This is a genomic window from Thiothrix nivea DSM 5205 (assembly GCF_000260135.1).
Lineage (GTDB): Bacteria > Pseudomonadota > Gammaproteobacteria > Thiotrichales > Thiotrichaceae > Thiothrix > Thiothrix nivea.
In genome coordinates, this window is record NZ_JH651384.1 from 2,401,881 (window position 1) to 2,425,975 (window position 24,095).

At 53.6% G+C, this 24,095-nt stretch carries 24 protein-coding genes and 2 pseudogenes; 22 read left to right on the top strand and 4 right to left on the bottom strand.

Annotation, left to right across the window (positions count from 1 at the left end):
- Nucleotides 1–56: 56 nt before the first annotated feature.
- Nucleotides 57–1,799, top strand: coding sequence for a chloride channel protein (locus THINI_RS12110; protein WP_002708868.1), 1,743 nt, complete (start codon nucleotides 57–59; stop codon nucleotides 1,797–1,799).
- Between the two features lie 2 nt (nucleotides 1,800–1,801).
- On the opposite strand, the gene THINI_RS23445 is transcribed toward THINI_RS12110, so the two are convergent.
- Complete coding sequence (locus THINI_RS23445) at nucleotides 1,802–3,433, bottom strand: tetratricopeptide repeat protein (protein WP_002708869.1); 1,632 nt, start codon at nucleotides 3,431–3,433, stop codon at nucleotides 1,802–1,804.
- A gap of 329 nt (nucleotides 3,434–3,762) precedes the next feature.
- On the opposite strand from THINI_RS23445, the gene THINI_RS25230 reads away from it, so the two are divergent.
- The 6 genes from THINI_RS25230 to THINI_RS12145 all read left to right on the top strand — a co-directional run bounded on the left by THINI_RS25230 (nucleotide 3,763) and on the right by THINI_RS12145 (nucleotide 7,631).
- Nucleotides 3,763–4,005, top strand: a complete 243-nt coding sequence (locus THINI_RS25230; RefSeq protein ID WP_040839418.1) for a hypothetical protein — start codon at nucleotides 3,763–3,765, stop codon at nucleotides 4,003–4,005.
- A 46-nt stretch (nucleotides 4,006–4,051) separates the two neighbouring features.
- Nucleotides 4,052–5,359 (top strand): hypothetical protein, encoded by a 1,308-nt coding sequence (locus tag THINI_RS12125; protein ID WP_002708870.1) that lies wholly within the window; start codon nucleotides 4,052–4,054, stop codon nucleotides 5,357–5,359.
- Nucleotides 5,360–5,403: 44 nt separating this feature from the next.
- Entirely contained in the window at nucleotides 5,404–5,778 is a 375-nt protein-coding gene (locus THINI_RS12130) for a roadblock/LC7 domain-containing protein (RefSeq protein WP_002708871.1), read from the top strand.
- Between the two features lie 36 nt (nucleotides 5,779–5,814).
- Nucleotides 5,815–6,429, top strand: a complete 615-nt coding sequence (locus tag THINI_RS12135; protein WP_002708872.1) for a protoglobin domain-containing protein — start codon at nucleotides 5,815–5,817, stop codon at nucleotides 6,427–6,429.
- A gap of 243 nt (nucleotides 6,430–6,672) precedes the next feature.
- Complete coding sequence (locus THINI_RS12140) at nucleotides 6,673–7,059, top strand: CZB domain-containing protein (protein ID WP_002708873.1); 387 nt, start codon at nucleotides 6,673–6,675, stop codon at nucleotides 7,057–7,059.
- Nucleotides 7,060–7,088: 29 nt separating this feature from the next.
- Nucleotides 7,089–7,631 (top strand): META domain-containing protein, encoded by a 543-nt coding sequence (locus THINI_RS12145; protein WP_002708874.1) that lies wholly within the window; start codon nucleotides 7,089–7,091, stop codon nucleotides 7,629–7,631.
- A 26-nt stretch (nucleotides 7,632–7,657) separates the two neighbouring features.
- Here THINI_RS12145 and THINI_RS12150 read toward each other — a convergent pair whose 3' ends face one another.
- Together THINI_RS12150 and ilvD are read right to left on the bottom strand one after the other, a co-directional pair.
- Nucleotides 7,658–8,125 (bottom strand): HAD family hydrolase, encoded by a 468-nt coding sequence (locus THINI_RS12150; RefSeq protein WP_002708875.1) that lies wholly within the window; start codon nucleotides 8,123–8,125, stop codon nucleotides 7,658–7,660.
- Nucleotides 8,126–8,128: 3 nt separating this feature from the next.
- Nucleotides 8,129–9,979, bottom strand: coding sequence for a dihydroxy-acid dehydratase (gene ilvD, locus THINI_RS12155; RefSeq protein ID WP_002708876.1), 1,851 nt, complete (start codon nucleotides 9,977–9,979; stop codon nucleotides 8,129–8,131).
- 197 nt (nucleotides 9,980–10,176) lie between these two features.
- Between ilvD and THINI_RS12160 the strand changes: the two genes are divergently transcribed.
- The 12 genes and pseudogenes from THINI_RS12160 to THINI_RS24345 all read left to right on the top strand — a co-directional run bounded on the left by THINI_RS12160 (nucleotide 10,177) and on the right by THINI_RS24345 (nucleotide 21,500).
- The gene (locus THINI_RS12160; protein ID WP_002708877.1) at nucleotides 10,177–10,740 is read left to right on the top strand and encodes a 2-oxoacid:acceptor oxidoreductase family protein; all 564 of its coding nucleotides are present in this window, start codon (nucleotides 10,177–10,179) and stop codon (nucleotides 10,738–10,740) included.
- Nucleotide 10,741: 1 nt separating this feature from the next.
- Entirely contained in the window at nucleotides 10,742–11,995 is a 1,254-nt protein-coding gene (locus tag THINI_RS12165; RefSeq protein WP_002708878.1) for a transketolase C-terminal domain-containing protein, read from the top strand.
- A gap of 12 nt (nucleotides 11,996–12,007) precedes the next feature.
- Nucleotides 12,008–13,015, top strand: coding sequence for a thiamine pyrophosphate-dependent enzyme (locus tag THINI_RS12170; RefSeq protein ID WP_002708879.1), 1,008 nt, complete (start codon nucleotides 12,008–12,010; stop codon nucleotides 13,013–13,015).
- Nucleotides 13,012–14,649, top strand: a complete 1,638-nt coding sequence (locus THINI_RS12175; RefSeq protein ID WP_002708880.1) for an NAD(P)-binding protein — start codon at nucleotides 13,012–13,014, stop codon at nucleotides 14,647–14,649. The genes THINI_RS12170 and THINI_RS12175 overlap by 4 nt, the downstream gene beginning before the upstream one ends.
- Nucleotides 14,650–14,770: 121 nt before the next feature.
- Nucleotides 14,771–14,989 carry a hypothetical protein gene (locus tag THINI_RS12180; RefSeq protein WP_002708881.1) on the top strand — a complete coding sequence of 73 codons (219 nt, stop codon included), beginning with the start codon at nucleotides 14,771–14,773 and terminating at the stop codon, nucleotides 14,987–14,989.
- Nucleotides 14,979–15,551 carry a hypothetical protein gene (locus THINI_RS12185; RefSeq protein WP_002708882.1) on the top strand — a complete coding sequence of 191 codons (573 nt, stop codon included), beginning with the start codon at nucleotides 14,979–14,981 and terminating at the stop codon, nucleotides 15,549–15,551. Before THINI_RS12180 ends, THINI_RS12185 begins: the two co-directional genes overlap by 11 nt.
- Nucleotides 15,552–15,647: 96 nt before the next feature.
- Nucleotides 15,648–16,577: a helix-turn-helix transcriptional regulator gene (locus THINI_RS12190; RefSeq protein WP_050988044.1), complete on the top strand. Its 930-nt coding sequence runs from the start codon at nucleotides 15,648–15,650 to the stop codon at nucleotides 16,575–16,577.
- Nucleotides 16,574–17,209, top strand: coding sequence for a patatin-like phospholipase family protein (locus THINI_RS24340; RefSeq protein ID WP_081485840.1), 636 nt, complete (start codon nucleotides 16,574–16,576; stop codon nucleotides 17,207–17,209). Before THINI_RS12190 ends, THINI_RS24340 begins: the two co-directional genes overlap by 4 nt.
- Nucleotides 17,210–17,224: 15 nt before the next feature.
- Nucleotides 17,225–18,161 (top strand): annotated as a pseudogene (locus THINI_RS27305) (IS1595 family transposase).
- A 32-nt stretch (nucleotides 18,162–18,193) separates the two neighbouring features.
- Nucleotides 18,194–18,733, top strand: coding sequence for a patatin-like phospholipase domain-containing protein (locus THINI_RS25240; RefSeq protein WP_154724407.1), 540 nt, complete (start codon nucleotides 18,194–18,196; stop codon nucleotides 18,731–18,733).
- Between the two features lie 17 nt (nucleotides 18,734–18,750).
- Entirely contained in the window at nucleotides 18,751–19,782 is a 1,032-nt protein-coding gene (locus THINI_RS12205; RefSeq protein ID WP_002708884.1) for a cyclic GMP-AMP synthase DncV-like nucleotidyltransferase, read from the top strand.
- On the top strand, nucleotides 19,779–21,500 hold the full coding sequence (locus tag THINI_RS24345; RefSeq protein ID WP_002708885.1) for a ThiF family adenylyltransferase: 1,722 nt from the start codon (nucleotides 19,779–19,781) through the stop codon (nucleotides 21,498–21,500). The genes THINI_RS12205 and THINI_RS24345 overlap by 4 nt, the downstream gene beginning before the upstream one ends.
- Here the strand turns inward: THINI_RS24345 and THINI_RS27310 are convergent.
- Nucleotides 21,437–22,367, bottom strand: a pseudogene (locus THINI_RS27310) (IS1595 family transposase). The gene THINI_RS24345 and the pseudogene THINI_RS27310 sit on opposite strands and share 64 nt — an antisense overlap.
- A gap of 24 nt (nucleotides 22,368–22,391) precedes the next feature.
- On the opposite strand from THINI_RS27310, the gene THINI_RS25245 reads away from it, so the two are divergent.
- Genes THINI_RS25245 through THINI_RS12225 form a run of 3 tightly spaced genes read left to right on the top strand, consistent with a single transcriptional unit; the run spans nucleotide 22,392 to nucleotide 24,054 of the window.
- Nucleotides 22,392–22,547 (top strand): hypothetical protein, encoded by a 156-nt coding sequence (locus THINI_RS25245; protein WP_154724408.1) that lies wholly within the window; start codon nucleotides 22,392–22,394, stop codon nucleotides 22,545–22,547.
- Nucleotides 22,538–23,074: a Mov34/MPN/PAD-1 family protein gene (locus tag THINI_RS23455; protein ID WP_002708886.1), complete on the top strand. Its 537-nt coding sequence runs from the start codon at nucleotides 22,538–22,540 to the stop codon at nucleotides 23,072–23,074. The genes THINI_RS25245 and THINI_RS23455 overlap by 10 nt, the downstream gene beginning before the upstream one ends.
- A complete protein-coding gene (locus tag THINI_RS12225) occupies nucleotides 23,071–24,054 on the top strand; it encodes a virulence RhuM family protein (RefSeq protein ID WP_002708887.1) in 984 nt (327 codons plus the stop codon). Before THINI_RS23455 ends, THINI_RS12225 begins: the two co-directional genes overlap by 4 nt.
- The last annotated feature ends 41 nt before the right edge of the window (nucleotides 24,055–24,095 follow it).

Genomic DNA, 24,095 nt, shown 5'->3' on the forward strand with positions numbered 1-24,095 from the left:
CCAGCCACCGCATGGTTTATACTGGATGAAAATCATAAAACCGGAATATTCCTTCAGTGATTGCCAACAAATTGTCACAAGGTCTACTGGCGTGGCTGGATCATTTACGCCTGCGCCTGGCCAGCCCGGAAGCCATTTTATTACTGTCAATACTGGCCGTGCTGACCGGCCTGCTGACCGGGCTGGTGATTGTGCTGTTCCGTTTCCTGCTGGAATTTGTGCAGATTTACCTGCTGCCCAGCAAGACGCCGGATGATTATGAATCCTTGCACTACTTGTACCGGCTGGCCTTGCCATTGGGTGGGGCGTTGTTACTGGCTGTGTTGTTCCAGCCGATGCTGCACCGTTACCGGCAGGTAGGCATCCTGCATGTGTTTGAGCGCCTGCAATACCATCAGGGCAGGATGCCGTGGGTCAATATGGTGATGCAGTTTTTCGGCGCGGGCATTGCCATCCTCAGTGGGCATTCGGTGGGGCGCGAAGGCCCCGGCATTCATATGGGGGCGTATAGCGGCAGCTGGGTGGCACAACGCCTGCAATTGCCCAACAACAGTACCCGCACCCTGGTGGCGGGGGGTGCGGCAGCGGCGATTGGCGCCTCGTTTAACACCCCGCTGGCAGGCATCATTTTCGCCATGGAGGTGGTGATGCAGCAGTACAGCGTGCAGGGTTTCGTGCCGGTGATCCTGGCAGCGGTGTCGGGCACTTATCTGGCGCAGTCGCTGCTGGGCAAGGAGTCATTTTTCGAGGTGACGCTGGATGCGGTGAACACCAGTCAGGACTGGTGGCTGGCAGTATTGCTGGGCATGGGGATCGGGGTATTGTCGGCGGTGTTCAATTTCCTGCTGATCCAGATCACCCGCTTGAGTATGCGTTATGCGTTGTGGCAGCGCTTTGTGTTGGCGGGTTTGCTGATGGGGGCCATCGGTTGGCAGGTGCCGGCAAGCATGGGCATTGGTTACGATACCGTCAACCAGACCCTGAACGGGCAAGTGGTGATGGCAACGCTGACCGTGATCCTGTTGGCGAAACTGGCAGCATCGGTATTGTGTTTGGGGCTGGGGATTCCGGGGGGCGTGATTGGCCCGCTGATGTTCATGGGCGCGGCGGCGGGCGGGGTGCTGGTGACGCTGAGTTATTCTTCCGACATGACTTTCCTGATTCCTGCTGAGCCGAAACTGTACCCGCTGATTGGCATGGGGGCGATGTTCAGCGCCAGTTTGCAAGCGCCGCTGGCAGGGCTGACGGCGATCATGGAAATGGCCGGGAATGCCGACATTATCCTGCCCGCCATGTTGGCGATCGTGTCGGCTAACCTGACCAGCAAGGTGATTTTCCAGCACGATTCCATCTTTTCCAGCCTGTTGCAGGCGCGTGGGCTGGATCATTCCTCCAGCGTGGTGATGCAGCGTTTGCGCATGATCGGTGCGGCCAGCATCATGAACCGCAGTTTCGCCCTGTGCGGTGGTAGCCTGTCGCGGGAAAGTGCCCAGGCGTTACTCAGCCACGGCCCGCAATGGCTGGTGATTACGGATACGGAGCGCCAGCCAAGGGAAATGGTACGCTCGCTGGATTTACAGGGTTTTCTGGAAACCCACCCGCAAGTGGACAGCATCCAGTTGCGGGAAATCCCCGGCAAGCGTCTGCAACTGGCAGCCCTGTCGGCGCGCGCCAGTTTGCAGGAGGCGCTCGATGCCCTCAATAAAAGTGGCGCGGAAGCCCTTTACCTACACCGCGAGGCCGGTGGGCACATTTACGGCGTGATAACGCGGGAACGGGTCAACAAAGCCTGGCTGTGAAATCAGGATGTGGGGGCAGGCCGCCGGGATTTTCCGTTCACTAGGTTATTGACGGTGTCTTCGCAGGAACTGGGTGTCGACAGCTGGCTCATGCGCTGCTGGATATTTGCCCATAAGTCGCGGGCAGGCTGGAAATTGTTTCCAGGAGACGGGCCATCAAGAGGGGAAACGAGTGCCAGCGTGCGGCTAAGGGTCTGGATACAGCCCTGACAATCATCCATACGGCAGTGGGTAGCCATTTTGCCGAACGTTTCCCATCCGCCCAGTTTCCCGCAGCCTCCAGGCATTTTTGCGATTCGGACATATTCGCCGCGCAGGAAAAAGTACAGGCAAGGAATTGTGCGTAACGGGTCAGGGTAACTGGAGTTAAGGTTGGAAATACCCCGTAACAACGTAAACGCCTGTTCCCAGTGCCCCAGTGCGCACAGCCCTACTGCCAGCAGATGGCCGCCGGCGCAGTCGTGGGGGTTGATGTGGCGTGCCGTCTCAATTTCAACCAGCCCCATTTCGTGTTCGCCCCGGTGGTAGCATTCCAGGGCAAAAATACTGTGGGCGAGGGAATTACCGGGGTTGAGTTCAATGGCCTTGAGCGCCAGTTTGTGCCACAGGGCCTCCAGCGGAATACCCAAATCAAAGCCAAACATGTAGGCATAGAGGCACATCACGGCGTAGTGCAAATGGGCAAGACTGTCATCGTGGTAACATTGCGTGCGGGTTTGGCACGCCTGCTGGAAATGTTGCAGGCTGGCGTGGTCAACCGTGCCTTGGATGAAGTGCACATGTTCCACTAATACCCGGTAATGGTCAGGCATACGGTCTTGCGCCTGCCAGTAACGGCTCCAGTAAGCTAATGCGACACCACGGTGCAGGCTGAAAGCTTCCAGTACCAGTTGGCTGAGTACTGCATCCAGCATCTGCTGGGTGGGTTGCCGGGGTAATTTAACGTTGTCAGACCACACCTGCTCATGGGTGACGGTGTGGTGCAGTGTAAAATTGACCGAAATGCCGTTGCGCTCTGCTTCTACCTTACATTCCAACAGGAACTCAGCCTGCTGATGTTGCCAGGCATAAGCCAGCTCATCCTGCTGGTGGGCCAGGGCATGGCTGGCAGGTGCCAGGGCGATGCGGACTTCCCGAAAATGCCCCAAGGTTATCGGCAGGGTGGAGCGCAAGTTGTAAATCAGCCCGCGCAACGTGTCATCCATGATCGTGGTGGGATTTTGGCAGCTGATATAGACTTTGGGGCCAAGTGATTGGATGCTTTTGGGTTCAAAGTGGTGTGCACTCAGGGAAGATGATGTGGGTGTTACCCATTCGACCACCGGCTGATAACTGCCAACGGGCAATGTGATCCTGAGTTTGCTGTGCCTGCCTTCGGTTGCGTAGTATTCTTCCAGCAAGCGGCGCACGCGGCCTGCTTCCACCCGCACGGCGGGGTTGTCGGTGGGGTTGTAATCTGTTGGCTTGCCCAGTGCTTCGATAGCGATGCCATATTGTGTAATTTTTTTGCCACGACCCGCCAGGGTTTCTTCCATGATGTAGGCTATGAAATTGATCGCCTGCTTTTTGTTTTCCAGTAAGCGGCTGTTTAGAACATGCTGTAACTCTTGTTTTATTAAATTATGCTCTTCCATGAAATTCCTTTTTATTGACTATAAAACAGTGACATTACCTCGTTACGACCATTTATAAATCACTGTTGAATTATCATTGCATAAAAGACAAGTGGTCAACAAGTACGCAATTGTAACGAAAGTGTAAGCATTAGCCGACTCTTATATAAAAATAATATTTTTTTCAGTTAATTGTTGTTCTTTGTTGTGCTCGGTTATGAGGAGAGCCTAGTAAAAAATACCCATGACGTTACCCGTAACGCCGGTAACTTACTTCCTTTACTCTTCAGCATGGCTAACATACTAAGCCATATTTTTTAAGGTGGGCGTACAAGTGTTGTTGCCCTTTCATGTTCATGTTCATGTTCATGTTCATGTTCATGTTCATGTTCATGTTCATGTTCATGTTCATGTTCATGTTCATGTTCATGTTCATGTTCATGTTCATGTTCATGTTCATGTTCATGTTCATGTTCATGTTCATGTTCATGTTCATGTTCATGTTCATGTTCATGTTCATGTTCATGTTCATGTTCATGTTCATGTTCATGTTCATGTTCATGTTCATGTTCATGTGCCTGGCCGATGATTAAATTTATCCGGTTTCCTGGTATTTTCTGTGGAAAAAGGGAGTTGCTGATGGCGATGGTCAGTCCTGCTGGCAGTCATGTCATATTGGAAAACCGCTATGTTTTGCTGGAGTGCCTAGCGGTTTCTGGCGTAGGGAAAGTTTACCGGGGGCGGGATCTGGAGCAGATCAAGGCAAAGGGGTTGGAATCACGCATCCTGATCCACGTCCTACCCGTCACACCCAACGCCCTACCGCTGGATATGATGTTCCAGCAGATGCTGGGGGTATGCCAGCATCTTGAGGTGAGCTGGATACTTAAGCCGCAGGCGTATGGGCAGGATGGCAACCTTGCCTATTTCGTGCTGGAAAGCCCGGAAAAATGGGGGCTGTTCAGCCTGCTCAGCCGCACAAACCGTAAAGACCCCGTGTGGCAAGCAGCCATGCAGCGCTTGCAACCGCTGGTAAAGCAACAACATCTGGGGACAAATACTGACCCTGCGTTACTGCTGGGGGTGTCCGCAGAGGAAATCTACCTGCTGCCCACCGCCTTTTCCCCGCTGGTACAAGTGCTAGGGGGGCAGGAGGGCTTCCGCCGCGTTATCCATCACGGGAAGCACAAGGCTGCGGTGGTGGTGGGTTCAGTGCTTGGCTTGTCCACGATTTTCAGTGCTGTTGCCGCCAATGCCATCTTTCAACAGAAAGAGGCTGTTGTCGTTGAGGCAGTGCTACCAGCACCTGCCCCCCAAACGCAAATCCCTGTACGGGTAGCAGCCATTCCCGCCACTGACAGAGTGGATTCCCCTGTCACCGGAATGCAGGCCACCCTGAAGGATGAGGCGTTGTCACTGGTAGGGGAACCACCATTGGCATCAACCATGACGCAACCGCCAGCCAAGCCGGACAAGGCAATGTCACCATCTGAAGGGGCTATGCAAAAGACAGTGCCACCCCCGCCTGAGCCGAAACAACAACTGCCCTTGATAGCAAACGCCAACAAGGCAAGCCGCGTCATCCCGGAGCCTGCCAGCGTGCAGGAAGCACCCCATCAGCCGCCAAATGGCGTGGATGGTCTGATCCAGCAAGCCTATGCCGCCATGGGCGCAGGCCGCCTGGATGTTGGGAAGGCTGGAGCATTGTATTACGCCCGCCAGTTACGGGCCTTGTCACCCCAGCACCCACAAGTCGCACGTCTGGGGCAGGAAATCAGCGCTGCCTACCTGCGCCAAGTCAGGGCTGCGCTACAAAGCGGAAACCTTGCCGCCGCTGGGCAATGGTTACCGCTCACCCGCCAGCTTATCCAGGAGTTTGGCTTGACCAACCTTGAACCCGCCCAGCAAGTGCTGGAGGAAAAGGTCGCCCAGCTCAACAGTTACTGACACCACGAGTTTTAAACCAACATCACAACAGAGGGCATATCCAGATGATAAATCTCGAACATGTACAACATGTTACCCACCAGTTGAGGCACAGCGTACCCGCTATCGAGAGTATGCAATTGCTGACGGTAGATGGGCTGGCGCTACACCGCAATGACACCGGGCATGACGAAGACAAGCTGTCTGCCCTTTCCGCCTTGCTGTATAGCGCTGCCCAGCGTTTGGCCGACTTCATGGATGAAGACAGCCCCAAGGGCATGATCATCTGTATTGGGCCATCGGCTTACGTGATCGCGCGCATGGGTGATGAGCTGGTGCTGGGCTTGCAAGTGCCAGCTGATCTTGGCCACCCGCAGTTCCTGCAATCCGTCTGTAACTTTATTAACCAACATGATCACACGTTTTCCATGATCCATTAACCCGGCTGCGGGCAACAACAAAACAGGAGAAAAAAGATGGACTTAACTAGCATGACCAACCACATCCTGCAACAGGTTCCGGCAATATTGATTCCGACTGCCAGCGATGGCGAACTGGTGCGGCGTTACCAGGGGTTTTTCAAAAAACATGAAGATACCGTGATCCGTGGGTTTTACGACCTGGTTTACAGCGATCCGGCTACCCGCCAGCATCTGGATCCCAAGGAACGCCCGATGCGCGAAAATACCTTGCGCCAGTGGTATCAGGTAACAACCACCGGGCATTTTGATGAACATTACTGGGCCTGGCAGGCGCTGGTCGGTATTGTCCACGTCAAGCACAAGATCCCCAACCCGGCGATGTTGGGGATGTGGTCGTGGATGATCAACTTCATTCAGAAAGGTTTGCTGGAAGAATTGCCTGCCAATGAAGCGCTGGATGTCATCCAGGTGTTCCAGAAGTTGCAAGCCACGGTGTGCAGCCTGATCGTGGAAAGCTACATCATGACCCAGCAGGAAGCTATCCACCGTGCGTCAGGTCTTAACCAGGCGATTATGGGGCGTTTCATCCACATCGAAATTGACCGCCTGCTTGGCCAGGGGCGTGCCATTTTGCAGGAAAAAGTCCAGCAGGCAGCCATGGCTGCATAAAACCTGACGGGTTTGGCCTAGCCTTAACACTTCCGGGCAGGCCAAGTATTTTCCGAATATAAGCAATAACAATTCTCACAATGTACAGAGGATACTGTGTGAAGCATAACCCCTATTCATTTGCAGGTGAGCAAATCAGGGTACTGGCGCAGGAAAACACGGGCGAGCATTTGTGGTTGCAGATTACGCGCCCATGAGCAGCCCAACAGTGATTACTAACATACTGACAAAGGAATGACAGATATGACAACCGGTAATGCCGTTTTCATCCATCGCCTGAGCGATCATCTTCATTATCTGGAACGGGTAAGGAATACCCTGAGAGGCGAAGATGATGTGCAGGGCATCAGCCATGCCGAATGCCGACTGGGGCTGTGGTTGTACGGTGAGGGCTGGCGGCTGGTGGAACGCTGCGCCCCGCAAGGTGACTGCCTGGCCAGGGCACTGCTTGACCGCCACCGGCGCTTTCACGTTACCAGTAACGAAGCCCTGCTCCGCCAGGCGGAAGGGGATTACGTAGGCAGCTATCAGGCCATGGCCGACATGCTCAGGGTATCGTTGGAGCTGTCCAACCTGATGCTGGAAGCTGATCACTGGGTCAGCCGCGCTGCCGTGCCTGTCTGTGGCTAAGCTTGACCATCATGACCCAGGGAGTATCCATGGATTACAAACAAACTTTTTTCGCACCTTCCACAAACGTTGTATGGCGCAAGCAGGTCTTGCTGTTGGCAGCAACCTCCATCAGTCTGGCGTTGTTTTGCAAGCCTGCCATCGCGGCAGAGGATCAGCCCTTGCCTGTTGGTGCTTGCCCACTGAACAGTGGAGGGTCTTCGCTGCTGGGGACGGAATGGCGCTTGCTGTCGATTTATGGCAATGAAGTTCCAGTAAACCTGGAAATCAACATGACAGTTGGCGAAGATGCCATGAGCGGATTTGCGGGTTGCAACGACTACACAACCCGTTTCAAACGGGTTGGCCATACCGGTTTCATGATTACAGGTTCGGAAAAAGGCCAGCAAGGCTGCCAGGTTTTGTCCACCGTGGTGGGTGCTCCCACCATCAATGTGGGCGATTGGGAAGGCGGTTATCTACGCACTTTGCAACGGGCAGGCAGTGTGCAACAGGAGGGCGCTACCCTGAAGTTTTACAATCGCAGCGGTGAGACATCCATCGTATTTGCCAAAAAGTACGGCAGTTTATAAGGCTGTAGCCAGTTTCAGCCGCCCGTTCAGTTACGTAAGGTCGCCACTAGCCGGTTGGGTGTGGCGAAATACTCGAACACATCCAGTACTGATTTACAGACTACATCCGCTGCCATCAGTGCGTGGGCGGATGCGCCTTCATCCTGAATCAGCGCAATACCCAGCGCCGCCGCTTGCAGCATCAGCTTGTCGTTGTTGCCGTTGCCGACTGCCAACACGTTTTCCTTGCCGAGTTGCCCGACGTATTGCAGCTTGCTGGCGTCCTGCCGGTTGCCGGTAATGACGTGCACGGTGCAAGCCACACCTTGCAGGGCGCGTTCCACCGTGCCGTAGGTATCAGCTGTAATGACGTGGAAGGTGAGTTGCGGCGCAAACCGGTTGATCTGCGCTGCAACACCAGGGATCAATGCGCCATCCACCGCAATCGTGCCGTTGTAGTCGAATACGACGTGCCTGATGTCGAGTTCAGGCTGGCCGGGGATGGTGAAGCGCATGACTTACTTTTCCAGCTGCGTTACATCACGCACCGCGCCGCGTGAGGCGGAAGTGGTCATGGCCGCGTAAGCTTTCAACGCCGCACTCACCACCCGATCACGGTTGACCGGCTTCCAGGCGGCGCTGCCTTTTGCATCCATCGCTTCCCTGCGTGCAGCTAGCTCTGCATCGCTGACACGCACGTTGATGGTACGGTTCGGAATGTCGATGTCGATCATGTCGCCTTCTTCCACCAGACCGATTGCGCCGCCTTCCGCCGCTTCCGGGGAAACATGGCCGATGGAGAGGCCGGAGGTGCCGCCGGAGAAACGTCCGTCAGTGATCAGCGCACAGGCTTTGCCCAAGCCCTTGGATTTGATGTAGGAGGTCGGGTAGAGCATTTCCTGCATACCGGGGCCGCCGCGCGGGCCTTCGTAGCGGATCAGCACGATGTCGCCTGCCTGAATCTGGTCGCCGAGGATGCCTTCCACCGCCGCGTCCTGTGACTCGAAAATGCGCGCGGGGCCGGAGAATTTGAGGATACTTTCGTCCACGCCCGCTGTTTTCACCACGCAGCCATCCAGTGCGATGTTGCCGAATAGTACGGCAAGACCGCCTTCGGTGCTGTAAGCGTGCTTGAGGTCGCGGATACAGCCGTTTTCACGGTCAATATCCAGCGCATCCCAGCGCTTGTTCTGGCTGAAAGCCACTTGCGTCGGTACGTTGCCGGGTGCGGCGCGGAAGAAATTCAGGCGCTTTTCGTCGGTAGTCAGGCGCACATCCCACAACGACAGCGCTTCCGCCATGTTGGTGGCGTGTACGGTGCCAACTTCGCGGTTGAGCAGACCGGCACGGTCAAGTTCGCCCAGAATCGCCATCACGCCGCCCGCACGGTGCACGTCTTCCATGTGGTATTTCTGGGTGGATGGCGCAACCTTGCACAACTGCGGCACCTTGCGGCTCAAACGGTCAATGTCGTTCATAGTGAAATCCACGCCCGCTTCCTGCGCCGCCGCCAGCAGGTGCAGGATGGTGTTAGTGGAGCCGCCCATGGCGATGTCCAGACACATGGCGTTTTCAAACGCGGCAAAGCTGGCGATGGAACGCGGCAACACGGAAGCGTCATCCTGCTCATAGTAACGTTTCGCCAGCCCCACGATCATGCGCCCCGCTTCCAGGAACAAACGCTTGCGGTCGGCATGGGTCGCCAGCGTGGAACCATTCCCCGGCAGGCTCAGCCCCAGCGCTTCGGTCAGGCAGTTCATCGAGTTGGCGGTAAACATGCCGGAACAGGAACCGCAGGTCGGGCAAGCGGAACGTTCCATGGTCGCCACATCTTCATCACTTTCCTTGGGGTTGGCGGCAGACACCATTGCATCCACCAGATCCAGATGCACCACCTTGCCCTGAATCACCGCCTTGCCGGATTCCATCGGCCCACCGGAGACAAAAATGGTCGGAATGTTCAGGCGCAGCGCCGCGTTCAGCATCCCCGGTGTGATCTTGTCGCAGTTGGAAATGCACACCAGCGCGTCGGCGCAATGCGCGTTGACCATGTATTCCACCGCGTCCGCAATCAGCTCGCGTGAAGGCAGGGAATACAGCATCCCGCCGTGCCCCATGGCGATGCCGTCATCCACCGCGATAGTGTTGAATTCCTTGGCCACGCCCCCAGCCGCTTCGATTTCGCGCGCCACCAGCTGCCCCAGGTCTTTCAGGTGCACGTGGCCGGGCACGAACTGGGTAAACGAGTTGGCGATGGCGATGATGGGTTTCTGGAAATCCTCATCCTTCATGCCGGTGGCACGCCACAGGGAACGTGCGCCAGCCATGTTGCGGCCTGCGGTCGAGGTGCGGGAACGGTAAACGGGCATGGTAAGCTCCTAAACAAAATCAATGCAGGGCAACGATCTTAGCATGAGGCTTAAAAGCTGCGAAATGCCCCTCGCAGCGTTTGGAATGCTGCCTACCTTGACGTATGTCGTGGCATCGCTTCCTAGACTCACCGAAAATGGCTACCGTGTCACAGCATTACAAAAAGTACAAACATCTACCACTACAGGGAGTACGCATGTTCCAGATACGCATCCACGGTCGCGGCGGGCAGGGCGTTGTCAGCGCTGCCGAAATGTTATCCATCGCCGCCTTCACGGAAGGCAAGCACTCACAAGCCTTCCCCAGTTTCGGCTCCGAACGCATGGGCGCGCCGGTCATGGCTTTCTGCCGCATCGACGACAAGGAAATCCGTCTGCGCGAACCTGTCCTCAACCCTGACGCGCTGATCATTCAAGACCCCGGCTTGCTGCATCAGGTCAACCTGTTCGAGGGTTTGCAGGAAAAAGGCTACATCCTGATCAATTCCAGCCACACGTTGGCCGATCTCGGTTTGGGTGATTTCACCACCAGTCACCCGCAGGAAAAAATCCGCGTCATCCCCGCCACCGAACTCGCCCTCAAGCACGTAGGCCGCCCGGTTCCCAACGCCGCCCTGCTCGGCGGTTTCGCCGCGCTCACCGGCCTGATCAAAATGGAATCGCTGGAAGCCGCCATCCGCGAAAAATTCAGCGGCAAAATAGCCGACGCCAACATCGCCGCCGCCAGAGCCGCATTCGCTCTGGTGCAGGGAGGAAACTGACATGCTGAAACAGATCGAAGGCTCGCAGGCCGTCGCCGAAGCGGTCGGCCTGTGCCGCCCGGAAGTGATTTGCGCCTACCCCATCACCCCGCAAACCCACATTGTCGAAGCACTGGGGCGAATGGTGGACTCAGGGCAGATCAACCCCTGTGAATACATCAATGTCGAATCCGAATTCGCCGCCCTGTCGGTGGCGATTGGCTCCAGCGCTGCGGGGGCGCGTTCCTACACCGCGACCGCAAGCCAGGGGCTGCTGTTCATGGCCGAAGCGGTCTACAACGCCTCCGGCCTCGGCCTGCCCATCGTCATGACCATTGGCAACCGCGCGATCGGCGCACCGATCAATATCTGGAACGACCAGCAGGACAGCCTGTCGATGCGTGACTCGGGCTGGATTCAGCTCTACGCCGAAACCAACCAGGAAGCGGTTGACCTGCATATCCAGGCGTTCAAGCTGGCGGAAGAACTTTCCGTGCCGGTGATGGTGTGCGTGGACGGTTTCATCCTCACCCACGCCTACGAGCGCGTCGACATCCCCGAACAGGCGCAGGTGGACGCTTTCCTGCCACCGTTCGAGCCGCGCCAGATCCTCGACCCGATCCACCCCGTCACCATCGGCGCGATGGTCGGGCCGGAAGCCTTCACCGAAGTGCGCTACCTCGCCCATTACAAACAGATGCAGGCGCTGGGGGTGATCCCGGAACTGGCGGAAGAATTCCAGCAGCAGTTCGGGCGCGATTCCGGCGGCCTGATCAAGCCCTACCGCAGCGAAGACGCTGATACCGTGGTGGTGGCGCTCGGCTCGGTCAATGGCACCATCAAGGACGTGGTGGATGAATTGCGCGAAACCGGCATGTCGATCGGCGCGCTGGTGATCAGCACCTACCGCCCGTTCCCGCACAAGGCAGTGCGCAAGGCGCTGGAACACGCCAAACGCATCGTGGTGGTGGAAAAAGCGCTGGCGATCGGCATTGGCGGCATCGTTGCCACCGACGTGCAGATGGCGGTGGCCGGGCTGCACAAGCCGGTGCATACCGTGGTTGCCGGTCTCGGCGGCAGGCCGATCACCCGCGATTCCCTGCGCAAGCTGTTCCACCGCGCCGACGAAGGCCATCTGGAACGATTGGAATTCCTCGACCTCAAGCACGACGTGGTGCACGAAGAAATCGCCCGCATGGAAGCCGGACGCCGTTCCGGGCCGACAGCGGAAAACATCCTGCACAGTGTCGGCACTGTCGCCAGCCAGATTCGCTAGGGGGAAAGCACCATGGAAAAAACCACCATCAAGTTTTACCAGACCGACACCTTTACCGTCGGCAACCGTTTGCTGTCTGAGTCCGAACGCAGCGTGCAGGCGGGAATGCAGCGCACCAACGCGCTCAATTCCGGGCATCGCGCCTGTCAGGGCTGCGGTGAGGCGCTGGGCGCACGTTTTGCGGTGGACGCGGCGATGCGCGCGGCGGGCAACGACCTGATTGCCTGCAACGCCACTGGCTGTCTGGAAGTCTTTTCCACTCCGTACCCGGAATCATCCTGGCAGTTGCCGTGGATACATTCGCTGTTCGGCAACACGGCGGCGGTCGCCACCGGCGTGGCGGCGGCGCAGCGGGTCAAGGGCATGAAAACCCGCGTGCTGGCGCAGGGCGGCGACGGCGGCACCACCGACATCGGTTTCGGCTGCCTGTCGGGTATGTTCGAGCGCAACGATGACGTGCTGTACATCTGCTATGACAACGAAGCCTACATGAACACTGGGGTGCAACGTTCCTCCGCCACCCCGCCCGCCGCGCGCACCGCCACCACCATGCCGGTCGGGCAGCATCCCAACGGCAACGTGTTCGGCAAGGGCAAGAGTGTGCCGTTGATTGCGATGGCGCATGAAATCCCTTACGTGGCGACCGCTTCGGTGGCCGATCTGCGCGATCTGGAGGCGAAAGTGACCAGGGCGATGTCGTTCCACGGGGCGCGTTACATCCACATCCATGTGCCTTGCCCGCTGGGCTGGGGGGCGAACCCGGCGCACACCATCAAGCTGGCGCGGCTGGCGATTGAGTCCGGCCTGTTCCCGGTGTTTGAGGCGGAACACGGCGAAATCACCGGGCATCGCGCCATCCGCAAACAGGTGCCGGTGGAGGATTATCTGGCGCTGCAAAAACGTTTCGCCCATTTGTTCCGTGTGCCCAAACAGGTTGAGGTCATTGCGCAATTGCAGGCCATTGCCAACCGAAATATCCGCCGTTTCAAACTGCTGGAAGATAGGGGGGCAGCCGCATGAGTACGCAGATCGAAAAACCGTTCGCCATCACGCTCGACCGCAACACCAGTTTGGCCAACCACACCGGCTCGTGGCGCACCAAGCGCCCGGTCTACGTCGACCGTTTGCCGCCCTGCAACGCCACCTGTCCGGCGGGGGAAAACATCCAGAACTGGCTGTTCCACGCCGAATCCGGCAACTACGAGGCGGCCTGGCGTAGCCTGACCGAAAACAACCCGCTGCCCGCGATTATGGGACGGGTGTGCTACCACCCCTGCGAGGGCGCGTGCAACCGTGGCAAGCTGGACGAAGCGGTCGGCATCAACGCGGTGGAACGTTTCCTCGGCGACGAAGCGCTGAAACAGGGCTGGGCGTTCGCCAAGCCTGCGCCCGAAAGCGGTAAGCGCGTACTGGTGGTCGGTTCCGGCCCGGCGGGATTGTCCGCCGCCTACCACCTGCGCCGCTTGGGGCATGGCGTGACCATCGTTGAGGCGGAAGCGGCGGCGGGCGGCATGATGCGTTATGGCATCCCGCGCTACCGTTTACCGCGCCGGGTGCTGGACGCCGAAGTCAAACGCATCACCGACATGGGCGTGGAACTGCGCCTCGACACCCACGTGGATGATGTGCTGGCGCTGAAAGACGCGGAAGGTTTCGACGCCGTGTTCCTCGGCATCGGCGCAGGGCTGGCCAAACGCGCCTATATCCCGGCGGGCGACGCCAGCCACATCACCGATGCGCTCAGCGTGCTGCATGAGGTGGAAGACCATCCGCCGCTGCTGGGACGCAAGGTAGTGATTTACGGCGGCGGCAACACCGCGATCGACGTGGCGCGCACCGCCAAACGGCTGGGGGCGGAGGAATCCATCATCGTCTACCGCCGCACCCGCGAAAAAATGCCCGCGCACGATTTCGAGGTCAAGGAAGCGCTGGAGGAAGGGGTGAAGCTGAAGTGGCTTTCCACCATCACCGAGGCCGGGGAAGGCAGCATCACGATTGAGAAAATGGCGCTGGACGAGAAAGGTTTCCCGCAGCCGACCGGCGAATTCGAGACCCTGCCCGCCGATTCGGTGGTGCTGGCGCTGGGGCAGAACGTGGAACAGACCCTGCTGGAACGCATCCCCAACCTGGAAACCCAGTGGGACAGCGTGCAGACCGACGCGGTGATGATGACCAGCCATGATGGCGTGTTTGCCGGGGGCGACATGGTGGCGGGCAGTGACCGCACCGTGACCGTGGCGGTCGGGCATGGCAAGAAGGCCGCGCGCGCGATCGACGCCTGGCTGCGCGGCGAGCGTTACCAGCCTGCGGCCAAGCATGAATTGGCCACCTTCGAGCGCCTCAACACCTGGTATTACGCCGATGCGGAAAAGACCGTGCGCCCGACGCTCGACATCATCCGCCGCCAGTCCACGTTTGATGAGGTGGTCGGCGGGCTGGACGAAAGCAATGCGCTGTTCGAGGCGCGGCGCTGTCTGTCGTGCGGGAACTGCTTCGAGTGCGACACCTGCTACGGCGTGTGCCCGGATAGCGCGGTGATCAAGCTGGGGGCGGGCAAGCGGTTTGAGTTTAACTACGACTACTGCAAGGGGTGTGGGCTGTGTGCGGAGGAATGTCCGTGCGGGGCGATTGCGGTGGAGTTGGAGGAGAAGTAGGAGCAGAGGCTACAGCTAGTACGGATTGTTTTCTAAGCACAGATGACAAGCTATTGAAAAAGCTGCAAACTGTTTCTGAGCTGGTTTGTCTTAACCCTGTGGATTTTGTCAAGGAGCCTGAATGATGACAGCCATCACAGATAGCGAAATCCGTTTGCGCGGCATTGAGGCGCTGATTGCGGCATTGGGCGAGGTGCAGGCTGAGCGTTTTATCAGCCTGATGTTGCGTGAGCCATTCGATTATACCCAGTGGCAACGCAAGCTCTGGGAAAATGCTGATCTGGAAACCTTAAGTCAGCAGGCGATGCAATACCGCCGTAATCAAAGCCATGGTGCGTAATCGTGAAGTTCCCAAAATGACGCCGGGGCGCGCCGCGCTGGTTGGCTTGATGCGGCGTTACCTTGATGGCTTGCTGGATCCGTTTGTAACGCTGCTGGAAGTCCACAAACTCATGTATTTCATGCAGGAGGCGGGTGAGCCGCTGCGTTTGCGTTACAAGAAAGCGCATTACGGGCCTTATGCCGAAAACCTGAGCCATGTTTTGAATCAGATTGAGGGCCATCTGATTTCCGGCTATGCTGATGGCGGCGATATACCTGAGAAACAGCTTTCGCTCGTTCCGGGTGCGGCGGAAGATGCCCAAACCTACCTGCATCAATATCGGGATACGCAGCAGCGTTTCGACAAGGTGGCGGCCTTGGTGGAAGGTTTTGAATCGCCGTTTGGGCTTGAGTTGCTGGCTACGGTGCATTGGGCTGTCAGGCATGAGGGTGTGCATACACAGGATGCGGTGGTCAGCTATGTTCATGCCTGGAATGAACGCAAGAAGCAGTTTACGCCACGTCAGATTGGCATCGCCCTGAATGCATTGCGGCAAAAGGGCTGGATACAGGACATTTAGTAAGATACTTGCCGCCTTGCTTATCATGATCAATTTGATCATATTAGGTAGCTTTTCTTGTTGCATATAGGGTTGCAAATGAGCACAATATGCTCCATGAAACAACCCGATATTCCTGAAACCAGTTCTGACCCCCTCTCCTCCCTGAGCCTGCCCCAGCGCGAACGGCTTGCCTACATCGAGTTCCGCCTGTATTTCCTTGGCGATGTGCGCAGGCAGGATTTGATGGATCGTTTCGGCATTGCGCCCGCCGCCGCGACCCGTGATTTCGCGCAGTACCGCGAGCTTTTCCCCGACAACCTCAACCTGGATGGCAGCAGCAAGACGTATGTGCTGGGTTCCGGCTTCCGGCCTGCGTTTGCGCACAATGTCGAGCGGGTGCTGATGATGTTGTCGCGCGGGTTTGGCGATGGTCTCAGCCAGATGGAGGATGCGTTGCTGCCGTGCGAATTGCCGCTGGTGCTGAACCGGCCTGCGGTGGAGATTCTTGCGCCGGTCACGCGGGCGATTCATCAGCAGAAAGCGGTCAGGCTTCGCTATTTCTCGCATACCAGCGGCCTGTCAGAGCGGGAAATCGTGCCGTTTTCGCTGGCGAATGACGGTATGCGCTGGCATGTGCGGGCGTTTGACCGCAAATCCGGCGAATTCCGCGATTTTGTGTTCACGCGCATGGAATCCACCGAACTGCTCGACAGCAGCCCCGCCAAGCATGAGCTGCCCGCGCAGGACATCCAGTGGAACCGCATTGTCGAACTCGACATCGTGCCGCACCCTGACCGTGAGCATCCCGACATCACCGAACGCGACTACGGCATGGTCGATGGCGTGCTGCATCTGAAACTGCGGGCGGCGATGGCGGGGTATGTGTTGCGGCAATGGCAGGTGGATTGCTCGGCGGATCATAGCGTGAAGGAGAAAGGGTGTCGGTTGTGGGTGCGGGATGTGTTGGCGTTGTATGGGGTCACAAACGCAATCCTTGCATTGGGATACTGTGAATCGAATAAAACTCAGGGCGTGAGAATATGACAGAAAATTCCAAGCCATTTCGAGTTCTTTGCCTTGATGGAGGAGGAATGAGAGGTGTCTATCAAACCACTTTTTTAAGCACATTCGCAAAACGTATTCTTAGAGATAATCAATCAGATATTGATATTGGAAAAGCTTTCGATTTGGTTGTAGGAACAAGTACCGGAGGTATTGTAGCTTGCGCATTAGCGGCAGGCATACCACTCCAAAAGGTAACTAAATTGTATCTAGAACATGGCAAAAAAATATTCCCTTATCAAACAATGAGGGCACTGCCCGTCGTTGGCATAGTTACTAAGATGATGGGGTTAGGATTACGAAAAGGTGATCAAGCATTAAGAGAAGTTCTTACTGAAACTCTTAGTGATAGAACAATGGGATCCGTCTATGCAAGCCGAGGCATTGCACTGGCTATTCCCACGATCGACCTAAATCGTCATGCATCTGTGGTTTTTAAAACGCATCACCTGACACGTCTTAACGGTCGTGATAATAATCGATCTTTAGTTGATGTTTGTATGGCTACAAGTGCAGCACCGATTTTACGTTCGGCTCAATATGCGTTTCAGGGTCTTGTTTTCCCCGGCATTGCAAACGTGATGGATAGCGGTAAAGTTAGTCATTTCCGATAGCCAAGGAGAGGCTTTATGACCTCGCTCATCAGTATTTCCAGCCTGACCAGTGATGCCGCCTGTTTCGAGCAAGTCCGTTCCGTGCGTTGGCCTAATGGGGTGATTTGTCCGCACTGCGGTTCACAGGACACTATCCGTCGAGGCAAGGATGACACCCAGCAGGAACGCCAGCGTTACCAGTGTAAGGATTGCCAAAAGCGTTTTGATGACCTGACGGGAACGGTGTTTGAAGGCCACCACCAGCCGCTGAAGGTGTGGGTGTTGTGCCTGTACCTGATGTCGTTGAAACTGTCCAACCAACAAATCGCCCGCGAATTGGGGTTGAACAAGGATGATGTTCAGGCGATGACGGAACAGTTACGGCGTGGTGTCGAGAAAAAAAACGCCAGTAAACCTGTTTGGGAATGTTGAATTTGATGAGGTTTATGTCAAGGCTGGACACAAGGGAAACCCCGAAGCCGTCGCGGATGCTGGGCGTGAAGGTCGCCGCCGCGCCCTGAAAGGTGCGCCGGGGCGTGGGACACTGGAAAAGGACAAACCACCCATTTTCGGCATGATCCAGCGTTCCGGGGAGGTCGTGATCCGTATGCTGGCGAATGTGAAACAGACGACGATCAAGCCGTTGATTGTGGAAACGGTGGCAGCAGGCACGCTGGTCTACACCGATGAGTACAACATTTACAGCCGATTGGAAGAATGGGGCTATGCCCACAAAACCGTCAACCATGGCGCAGGCGAATATGCCCGTGACGAAGATGGTGACGGTTTCCATGAAGTCCACGTCAATACGATGGAAGGTTTTTGGTCACTGTTACGCTCATGGTTACGACCTCATCGGGGGATCTCACAAGAAAAGCTACCGTGTTACCTTGCATTCTTCGAGTCTCTTCACAACATCAGGAAACGGGGGCAAGCTGCCTTACAGTCCTTGCTTTCGCTGCTGTTGGGATAAGACCCTGAAACGCATATTGAGCCTTACGTTCAATGGCACATATTAAAGAAGCAAGCACACCCGAAACCTATGCTGTATATATAGATGGGGGGTTATGGGCAAATAACCCAGGCTTGATAGGAATGGTAGAAGCAATTGAAATCCTGCAAGATAGAAACGAGGATTTTCGGCCAATTCATTTATTTATGCTTGGAACACTTCCATCACAAGGGGGAGAAGAGGTTCATGGCTCGAAACTGCATCGTGGAGCGTTAGGTTGGAAAGTTGGACTCAACGCAATATCTGCTAGTCTAAATGCACAAGCCGTAGGATATGATTACTTAACAAGTAAGATTGCCGAACTACGTAACAATGGTAGTTTTGCATACCGTTTACCTGCTCAATGTCCTTCTAATGAATTGCGTGACTTGTTGGTAAACATGGATGATGCTCGCCTCAAAGTATTGAATGCTCTTTCAAGACAAGCAATTTCTGATGTTGATTATGCATGGGCTTTAATGCGCAGTGAGCAGAAAATGGAATCTTTTCATAACGCACTTAGTAATATGGCATTGAACATGCCTTCACCTTAAGAACAAGGGGTAAATTTATGAGTGATATAGATTGTAACTCTGAAATGACCACGTTTCATCGTGACGAAGTAACTTTATCACAGAAACAACAAGGTAATATGAGGAGGAGGCGAGATGCTGGCCGTACACGCCTCAATAATGGACTTGATCAAAATAGCCATCCCCATCCAAAAGAAATTGTTTCTCAAGGTTCGTATCAAATGAGAACAATGGTACAAGATGAGAATAAGGAATATGATATTGATGATGGTTCTTATTTCAAGAAAATAGATTTAGTTGACAGTAATGGAAAACCATTGACACCGCTTGCCGCTCGTGAACGAGTTCGTGATGCCTTAAAGTGGGATGGCCGACTAAAACAAGAAGCTGTTGTTAAGCGTAATTGTGTACGCCAAGAATACCCAGAAGGCTATCATATTGATGTTCCGGTTTATCGAATTATGATTAGAGAAGATAAAGATGGTAATAATATTGAATACTATGAACTTGCTAGCGGTGATGAATGGGTAGAATCCGATGCACGAGCTGTTACTCGTTGGTACAATGGTTTAGTTGGAGAGTTAAATGCTGGTGAATCTGATGGAAGCCAGATGCGTAGAATAACTAAACTTACAAAGAAATTTTCAAGACGCACAGATTGGAAAGACAAAACAACTAGCGGAATATGTATTACAAGACTAGTAGTAGATCACTTTGTTTCCGTTGAGAACCGAGATGATAAGTCCCTTCGTCAAACATGGAAAGCAATCCATGAAAAGCTTGAAACTTCCACAGAAATTAAACATCCGGTATTAGATAGTAATCTTGCTGAAAAAGATGATGATGAACTCAAGTTTTTTGACGATTGCCTTGCAGATGCTCTTAAGGCATTAGAGGGACTAGACAATCATGATTGCGATAGACAGAAAGCACGTGCAGTGTGGGATGAGGTTTTTGATACAAGTTTTTTCACAAATCAACCCGATAAAAAGGATAAAGAAAATTCAGCTTTTGTTATAACATCTCAAGAAACAGCCCGTCGTAATGATGGAGGCGGGAGGTTTGGTTGAGTATTTATTTCACTAAACCCGAGGTCTTAGCTATTGAAGAAGCCTTGCTCAATCAAAAGAATTTAGATTGGGCAAGATTATCTACTAGTGCGTTAGACTCGTTGAAAATAAATACTATCCATGCTGGCTGGAGAATTGGCATTCCAAATAGAAAAATATTCACAACAACTATTTCTTACGTCCATCTATTGATTGATGAAAAATACCCAAACTCTCAGCCTTTTATTATTACTCCTCAGCTTACAGGTGGTTATATTTGGCCCCACATAGACATGAATGGGTTACTTTGTTTAAAAGCCACCCGTTTGGTGAGTGACCCAGGTCAGCGTATATTACAACACTTGGCATGGACTGATGAACTTTTAAGTTATGATGAATCGGAGTGCCGTCAAGAGTTTGGTCGTGAGTTTTCTTCTTACTGGAGCCGTTGTTCTAATTCTGGAACAGTATGCCCTAAAGTTTTTAGCTTAATTAAAATAAAAGGCAAATCGCGACCTATCTTATACTTTAATGATAAATCTAACAATCAAATGATTATTGCTGACAACGAGGAAGAGCTTAAAATTTGGTTAGATAATAGAGGTATCTCCCTAAAAAATCAAGATATATTAACTTCTTGGCTATCGGTACTATATACCCCTTGGGTGCCCAATGAGTATCCTAGTATTGGAGTAGACGTATTAAAGCATGTACCCAGTAATAATTTACGTAAAATGCTTATTGCCAATCATAAATGTCCAGTTTTTTTTGAAGCAAGAACATCTAGTGGCTCCGTAGTCGTTGGAGTCTTGCTTAAAGGCAAGCAAAAAAAAGAGTTGCTTCGAGGATTTCGTCATATTAATCAAGTTCCCTTAGAATATATTGTACAATCATTTAGTGAAAATCCCGTACAACGCTGTACCGTAACACGTGTAGACGGAGCATGGATTCATGGACGAGATCAAGATGATGATTTTCCTAAAACGCATAACAAAAAAATTGCCGTCGTTGGCTGTGGGTCATTAGGCTCAATGTTAGTAAGATTGCTGGCACAATCAGGGATTGGAAACTTTATTCTTATTGATGAAGACTATTTAAAATCTGCAAATATTTCACGCCATGCATTAGGTATGCGTTATATTGGAAAGAATAAATCTCTTGCGACAGCGAAAATGTTACAAGAAGACTTTCCCCATATTAAAAATGTAAAATTTTATCAAAAACGATTCGAGAATCTTTCTTTTAAAGAACTTGAGACTATTGAGGATGTTGATTTAATCATTAGTGCAGGGATAGATTTTGACGGAGATGCAAATATTGATGCTTGGAGGCGCAACTTATCTATGCCTCCTGCTCATTTGTGCACATGGGTAGAAGCATTTGCTATTGTAGGACATGCAATTCTTCTATATGGAAAAGATTCACTACTTTCTGGTTTTGATGAGTTTGAAAAACCAGCTTTTCGGGTTTCAGATTGGCCGGAAGGAAGTAATCAATTAATCGTTGAAGCCGGATGTGGAAATTTGTTTCAACCTCATGGTTTTGTCGACTTGCAACCAACAATCATGCTCGCAGCAAAGCTTGTTCTTGATGTATTTGACGATAAAATTCCAGAATCTTGTCATCGTAGTTGGCAAGGAGATATTAAAATAGGCTCAATATGCGTTTCAGGGTCTTATCCCAACAGCAGCGAAAGCAAGGACTGTAAGGCAGCTTGCCCCCGTTTCCTGATGTTGTGAAGAGACTCGAAGAATGCAAGGTAACACGGTAGCTTTTCTTGTGAGATCCCCCGATGAGGTCGTAACCATGAGCGTAACAGTGACCAAAACCTTCCATCGTATTGACGTGGACTTCATGGAAACCGTCACCATCTTCGTCACGGGCATATTCGCCTGCGCCATGGTTGACGGTTTTGTGGGCATAGCCCCATTCTTCCAATCGGCTGTAAATGTTGTACTCATCGGTGTAGACCAGCGTGCCTGCTGCCACGTTTCCACAATCAACGGCTTGATCGTCGTCTGTTTCACATTCGCCAGCATACGGATCACGACCTCCCCGGAACGCTGGATCATGCCGAAAATGGGTGGTTTGTCCTTTTCCAGTGTCCCACGCCCCGGCGCACCTTTCAGGGCGCGGCGGCGACCTTCACGCCCAGCATCCGCGACGGCTTCGGGGTTTCCCTTGTGTCCAGCCTTGACATAAACCTCATCAAATTCAACATTCCCAAACAGGTTTACTGGCGTTTTTTCTCGACACCACGCCGTAACTGTTCCGTCATCGCCTGAACATCATCCTTGTTCAACCCCAATTCGCGGGCGATTTGTTGGTTGGACAGGTTCAACGACATCAGGTACAGGCACAACACCCACACCTTCAGCGGCTGGTGGTGGCCTTCAAACACCGTTCCCGTCAGGTCATCAAACGCTTTGGCAATCCTTACACTGGTAACGCTGGCGTTCCTGCTGGGTGTCATCCTTGCCTCGACGGATAGTGTCCTGTGAACCGCAGTGCGGACAAATCACCCCATTAGGCCAACGCACGGAACGGACTTGCTCGAAACAGGCGGCATCACTGGTCAGGCTGGAAATACTGATGAGCGAGGTCATAAAGCCTCTCCTTGGCTATCGGAAATGACTAACTTTACCGCTATCCATCACGTTTGCAATGCCGGGGAAAACAAGACCCTGAAACGCATATTGAGCCTTAAAATAATTGAAGCGAATGGCGGTATTACAAGAGAAAAAGATATTGAAAGTTTTGTGATGAGAGAAACTTCATGGCCTTAAAGCTATCATTTGGTAAAGATCGTCCCCAAGTCTTCGCAGGAATATTTGGTGTTATCAATGAATTGCAACAAACAATTATGCTTGAGCCAAAAATGCTTGCCCATGTCTACAAATATCGACAGGTTTTGCCCTTAATGAGGGAAGCAGGCGGACAACTATTTGGCATTATTGAAAATAATATTGTTCGAGTAGTTTGCGCAACAGGCCCATATAAGGGAGATATACGCTCTCGCTATTGCTATCGTTCCAATCCAATTCAAGCGCAGAAAGAAATTAATCAGCAATCACAATCTGGTTTATTATACTTGGGCGAATGGCATACTCATGCTGAAAACAATCCTACCGCATCAAATATTGACATAGCCACAATGCAAAAATTAATTATGAGTTCAACTCTAAATACTAATTTAGTATTAATGCTCATTGTTGGAAAGGTGATTGGCTGTCAAGGTCTAGATTTACTGTGTGTATCTAAAGTATCCACATATAGAGCATTGCTAATGAATAATAAGGAAGGATCGGTATGAACCAATCACAAAACTTCTTCCTCTACCAAACCCCCGACGGCCAAACCCGCCTCGAAGTCCGCCTACAAGACGAAACCGTATGGCTATCCCTCACCGACATGAGCAACCTGTTCCAGCGTGACAAGTCGGTGATTTCCCGCCACATCCGCAACATCTTCGCGGAAGGCGAACTGGTGCGGGATTCAGTTATTGCAAATTTTGCAACAACTGCCGCCGACGGCAAAACCTATCAGGTGGAACACTTCAACCTGGACGTGATCATCTCCGTCGGCTACCGGGTCAAATCGCACCGGGGAACCCAGTTCCGCATGTGGGCGACCCAGCGCCTGCGCGACTATCTGGTCAAGGGTTTTGCATTGGACGACGAACGCCTCAAACGTGGCGGCGGAGGCAACTATTTCGACGAATTGCTGGCCCGCATCCGCGACATCCGTTCCGCCGAGCGCGTGTTCTGGCGCAAGGTGCTGGACATTTACGCCACCAGCATGGATTACGACCCCAAAACCGAAGTTTCCCAGCAGTTTTTCGCCAGCGTGCAAAACCGGATGCACTGGGCGGCACACGGCCACACCGCCGCCGAAATCATCCACGCCCGCGCCAACGCCGCCCAGCCCAACATGGGCATGACCCACTGGATCGGCACACAACCCGGCAAGGCCGAAATCGCCATCGCCAAAAACTACCTGACCCCGGACGAACTCGACCTCCTCAACCGCATCGTCACCGCCTATCTGGAATTCGCCGAATTGCAGGCGCTCAACCGCAACCCGATGTACATGCGCGACTGGTCAAGCAAACTGGATGACTTCCTGCGCCTGACCGGACGCGAACTGCTGGAACACGCTGGAAAGATTTCCCACCAACAGGCGCTGCAAAAGGCGGAACGGGAGTATGAAAAATACCGTCAGGCGCGTTTGGCTGAACCTCAACCCATTGATCAGGATTTTGAGAAAACGGTTAAGAAGCTGCCGAAGAAATGACGCATCAAGGATAACAAGCGTATGCTATTGTATGACGTAAG

Bases quoted from the DNA above. Each gene is read 5' to 3' on its own strand.
- THINI_RS12145 (WP_002708874.1), top strand. From the start codon at position 7,089: ATGGATTACAAACAAACTTTTTTCGCACCTTCCACAAACGTTGTATGG.
- THINI_RS12225 (WP_002708887.1), top strand. From the start codon at position 23,071: ATGAACCAATCACAAAACTTCTTCCTCTACCAAACCCCCGACGGCCAA.
- THINI_RS12135 (WP_002708872.1), top strand. From the start codon at position 5,815: ATGGACTTAACTAGCATGACCAACCACATCCTGCAACAGGTTCCGGCA.
- THINI_RS12140 (WP_002708873.1), top strand. From the start codon at position 6,673: ATGACAACCGGTAATGCCGTTTTCATCCATCGCCTGAGCGATCATCTT.
- THINI_RS25230 (WP_040839418.1), top strand. From the start codon at position 3,763: ATGTTCATGTTCATGTTCATGTTCATGTTCATGTTCATGTTCATGTTC.
- THINI_RS12190 (WP_050988044.1), top strand. From the start codon at position 15,648: ATGAAACAACCCGATATTCCTGAAACCAGTTCTGACCCCCTCTCCTCC.
- THINI_RS23455 (WP_002708886.1), top strand. From the start codon at position 22,538: ATGGCCTTAAAGCTATCATTTGGTAAAGATCGTCCCCAAGTCTTCGCA.
- THINI_RS25240 (WP_154724407.1), top strand. From the start codon at position 18,194: ATGGCACATATTAAAGAAGCAAGCACACCCGAAACCTATGCTGTATAT.
- THINI_RS12125 (WP_002708870.1), top strand. From the start codon at position 4,052: ATGGCGATGGTCAGTCCTGCTGGCAGTCATGTCATATTGGAAAACCGC.
- THINI_RS12165 (WP_002708878.1), top strand. From the start codon at position 10,742: ATGCTGAAACAGATCGAAGGCTCGCAGGCCGTCGCCGAAGCGGTCGGC.
- THINI_RS12130 (WP_002708871.1), top strand. From the start codon at position 5,404: ATGATAAATCTCGAACATGTACAACATGTTACCCACCAGTTGAGGCAC.
- THINI_RS12170 (WP_002708879.1), top strand. From the start codon at position 12,008: ATGGAAAAAACCACCATCAAGTTTTACCAGACCGACACCTTTACCGTC.
- THINI_RS24340 (WP_081485840.1), top strand. From the start codon at position 16,574: ATGACAGAAAATTCCAAGCCATTTCGAGTTCTTTGCCTTGATGGAGGA.
- THINI_RS12175 (WP_002708880.1), top strand. From the start codon at position 13,012: ATGAGTACGCAGATCGAAAAACCGTTCGCCATCACGCTCGACCGCAAC.
- THINI_RS12185 (WP_002708882.1), top strand. From the start codon at position 14,979: ATGGTGCGTAATCGTGAAGTTCCCAAAATGACGCCGGGGCGCGCCGCG.
- THINI_RS25245 (WP_154724408.1), top strand. From the start codon at position 22,392: ATGACTAACTTTACCGCTATCCATCACGTTTGCAATGCCGGGGAAAAC.
- THINI_RS23445 (WP_002708869.1), bottom strand. From the start codon at position 3,433: ATGGAAGAGCATAATTTAATAAAACAAGAGTTACAGCATGTTCTAAAC.
- ilvD (WP_002708876.1), bottom strand. From the start codon at position 9,979: ATGCCCGTTTACCGTTCCCGCACCTCGACCGCAGGCCGCAACATGGCT.
- THINI_RS12160 (WP_002708877.1), top strand. From the start codon at position 10,177: ATGTTCCAGATACGCATCCACGGTCGCGGCGGGCAGGGCGTTGTCAGC.
- THINI_RS12150 (WP_002708875.1), bottom strand. From the start codon at position 8,125: ATGCGCTTCACCATCCCCGGCCAGCCTGAACTCGACATCAGGCACGTC.
- THINI_RS12180 (WP_002708881.1), top strand. From the start codon at position 14,771: ATGATGACAGCCATCACAGATAGCGAAATCCGTTTGCGCGGCATTGAG.
- THINI_RS12205 (WP_002708884.1), top strand. From the start codon at position 18,751: ATGAGTGATATAGATTGTAACTCTGAAATGACCACGTTTCATCGTGAC.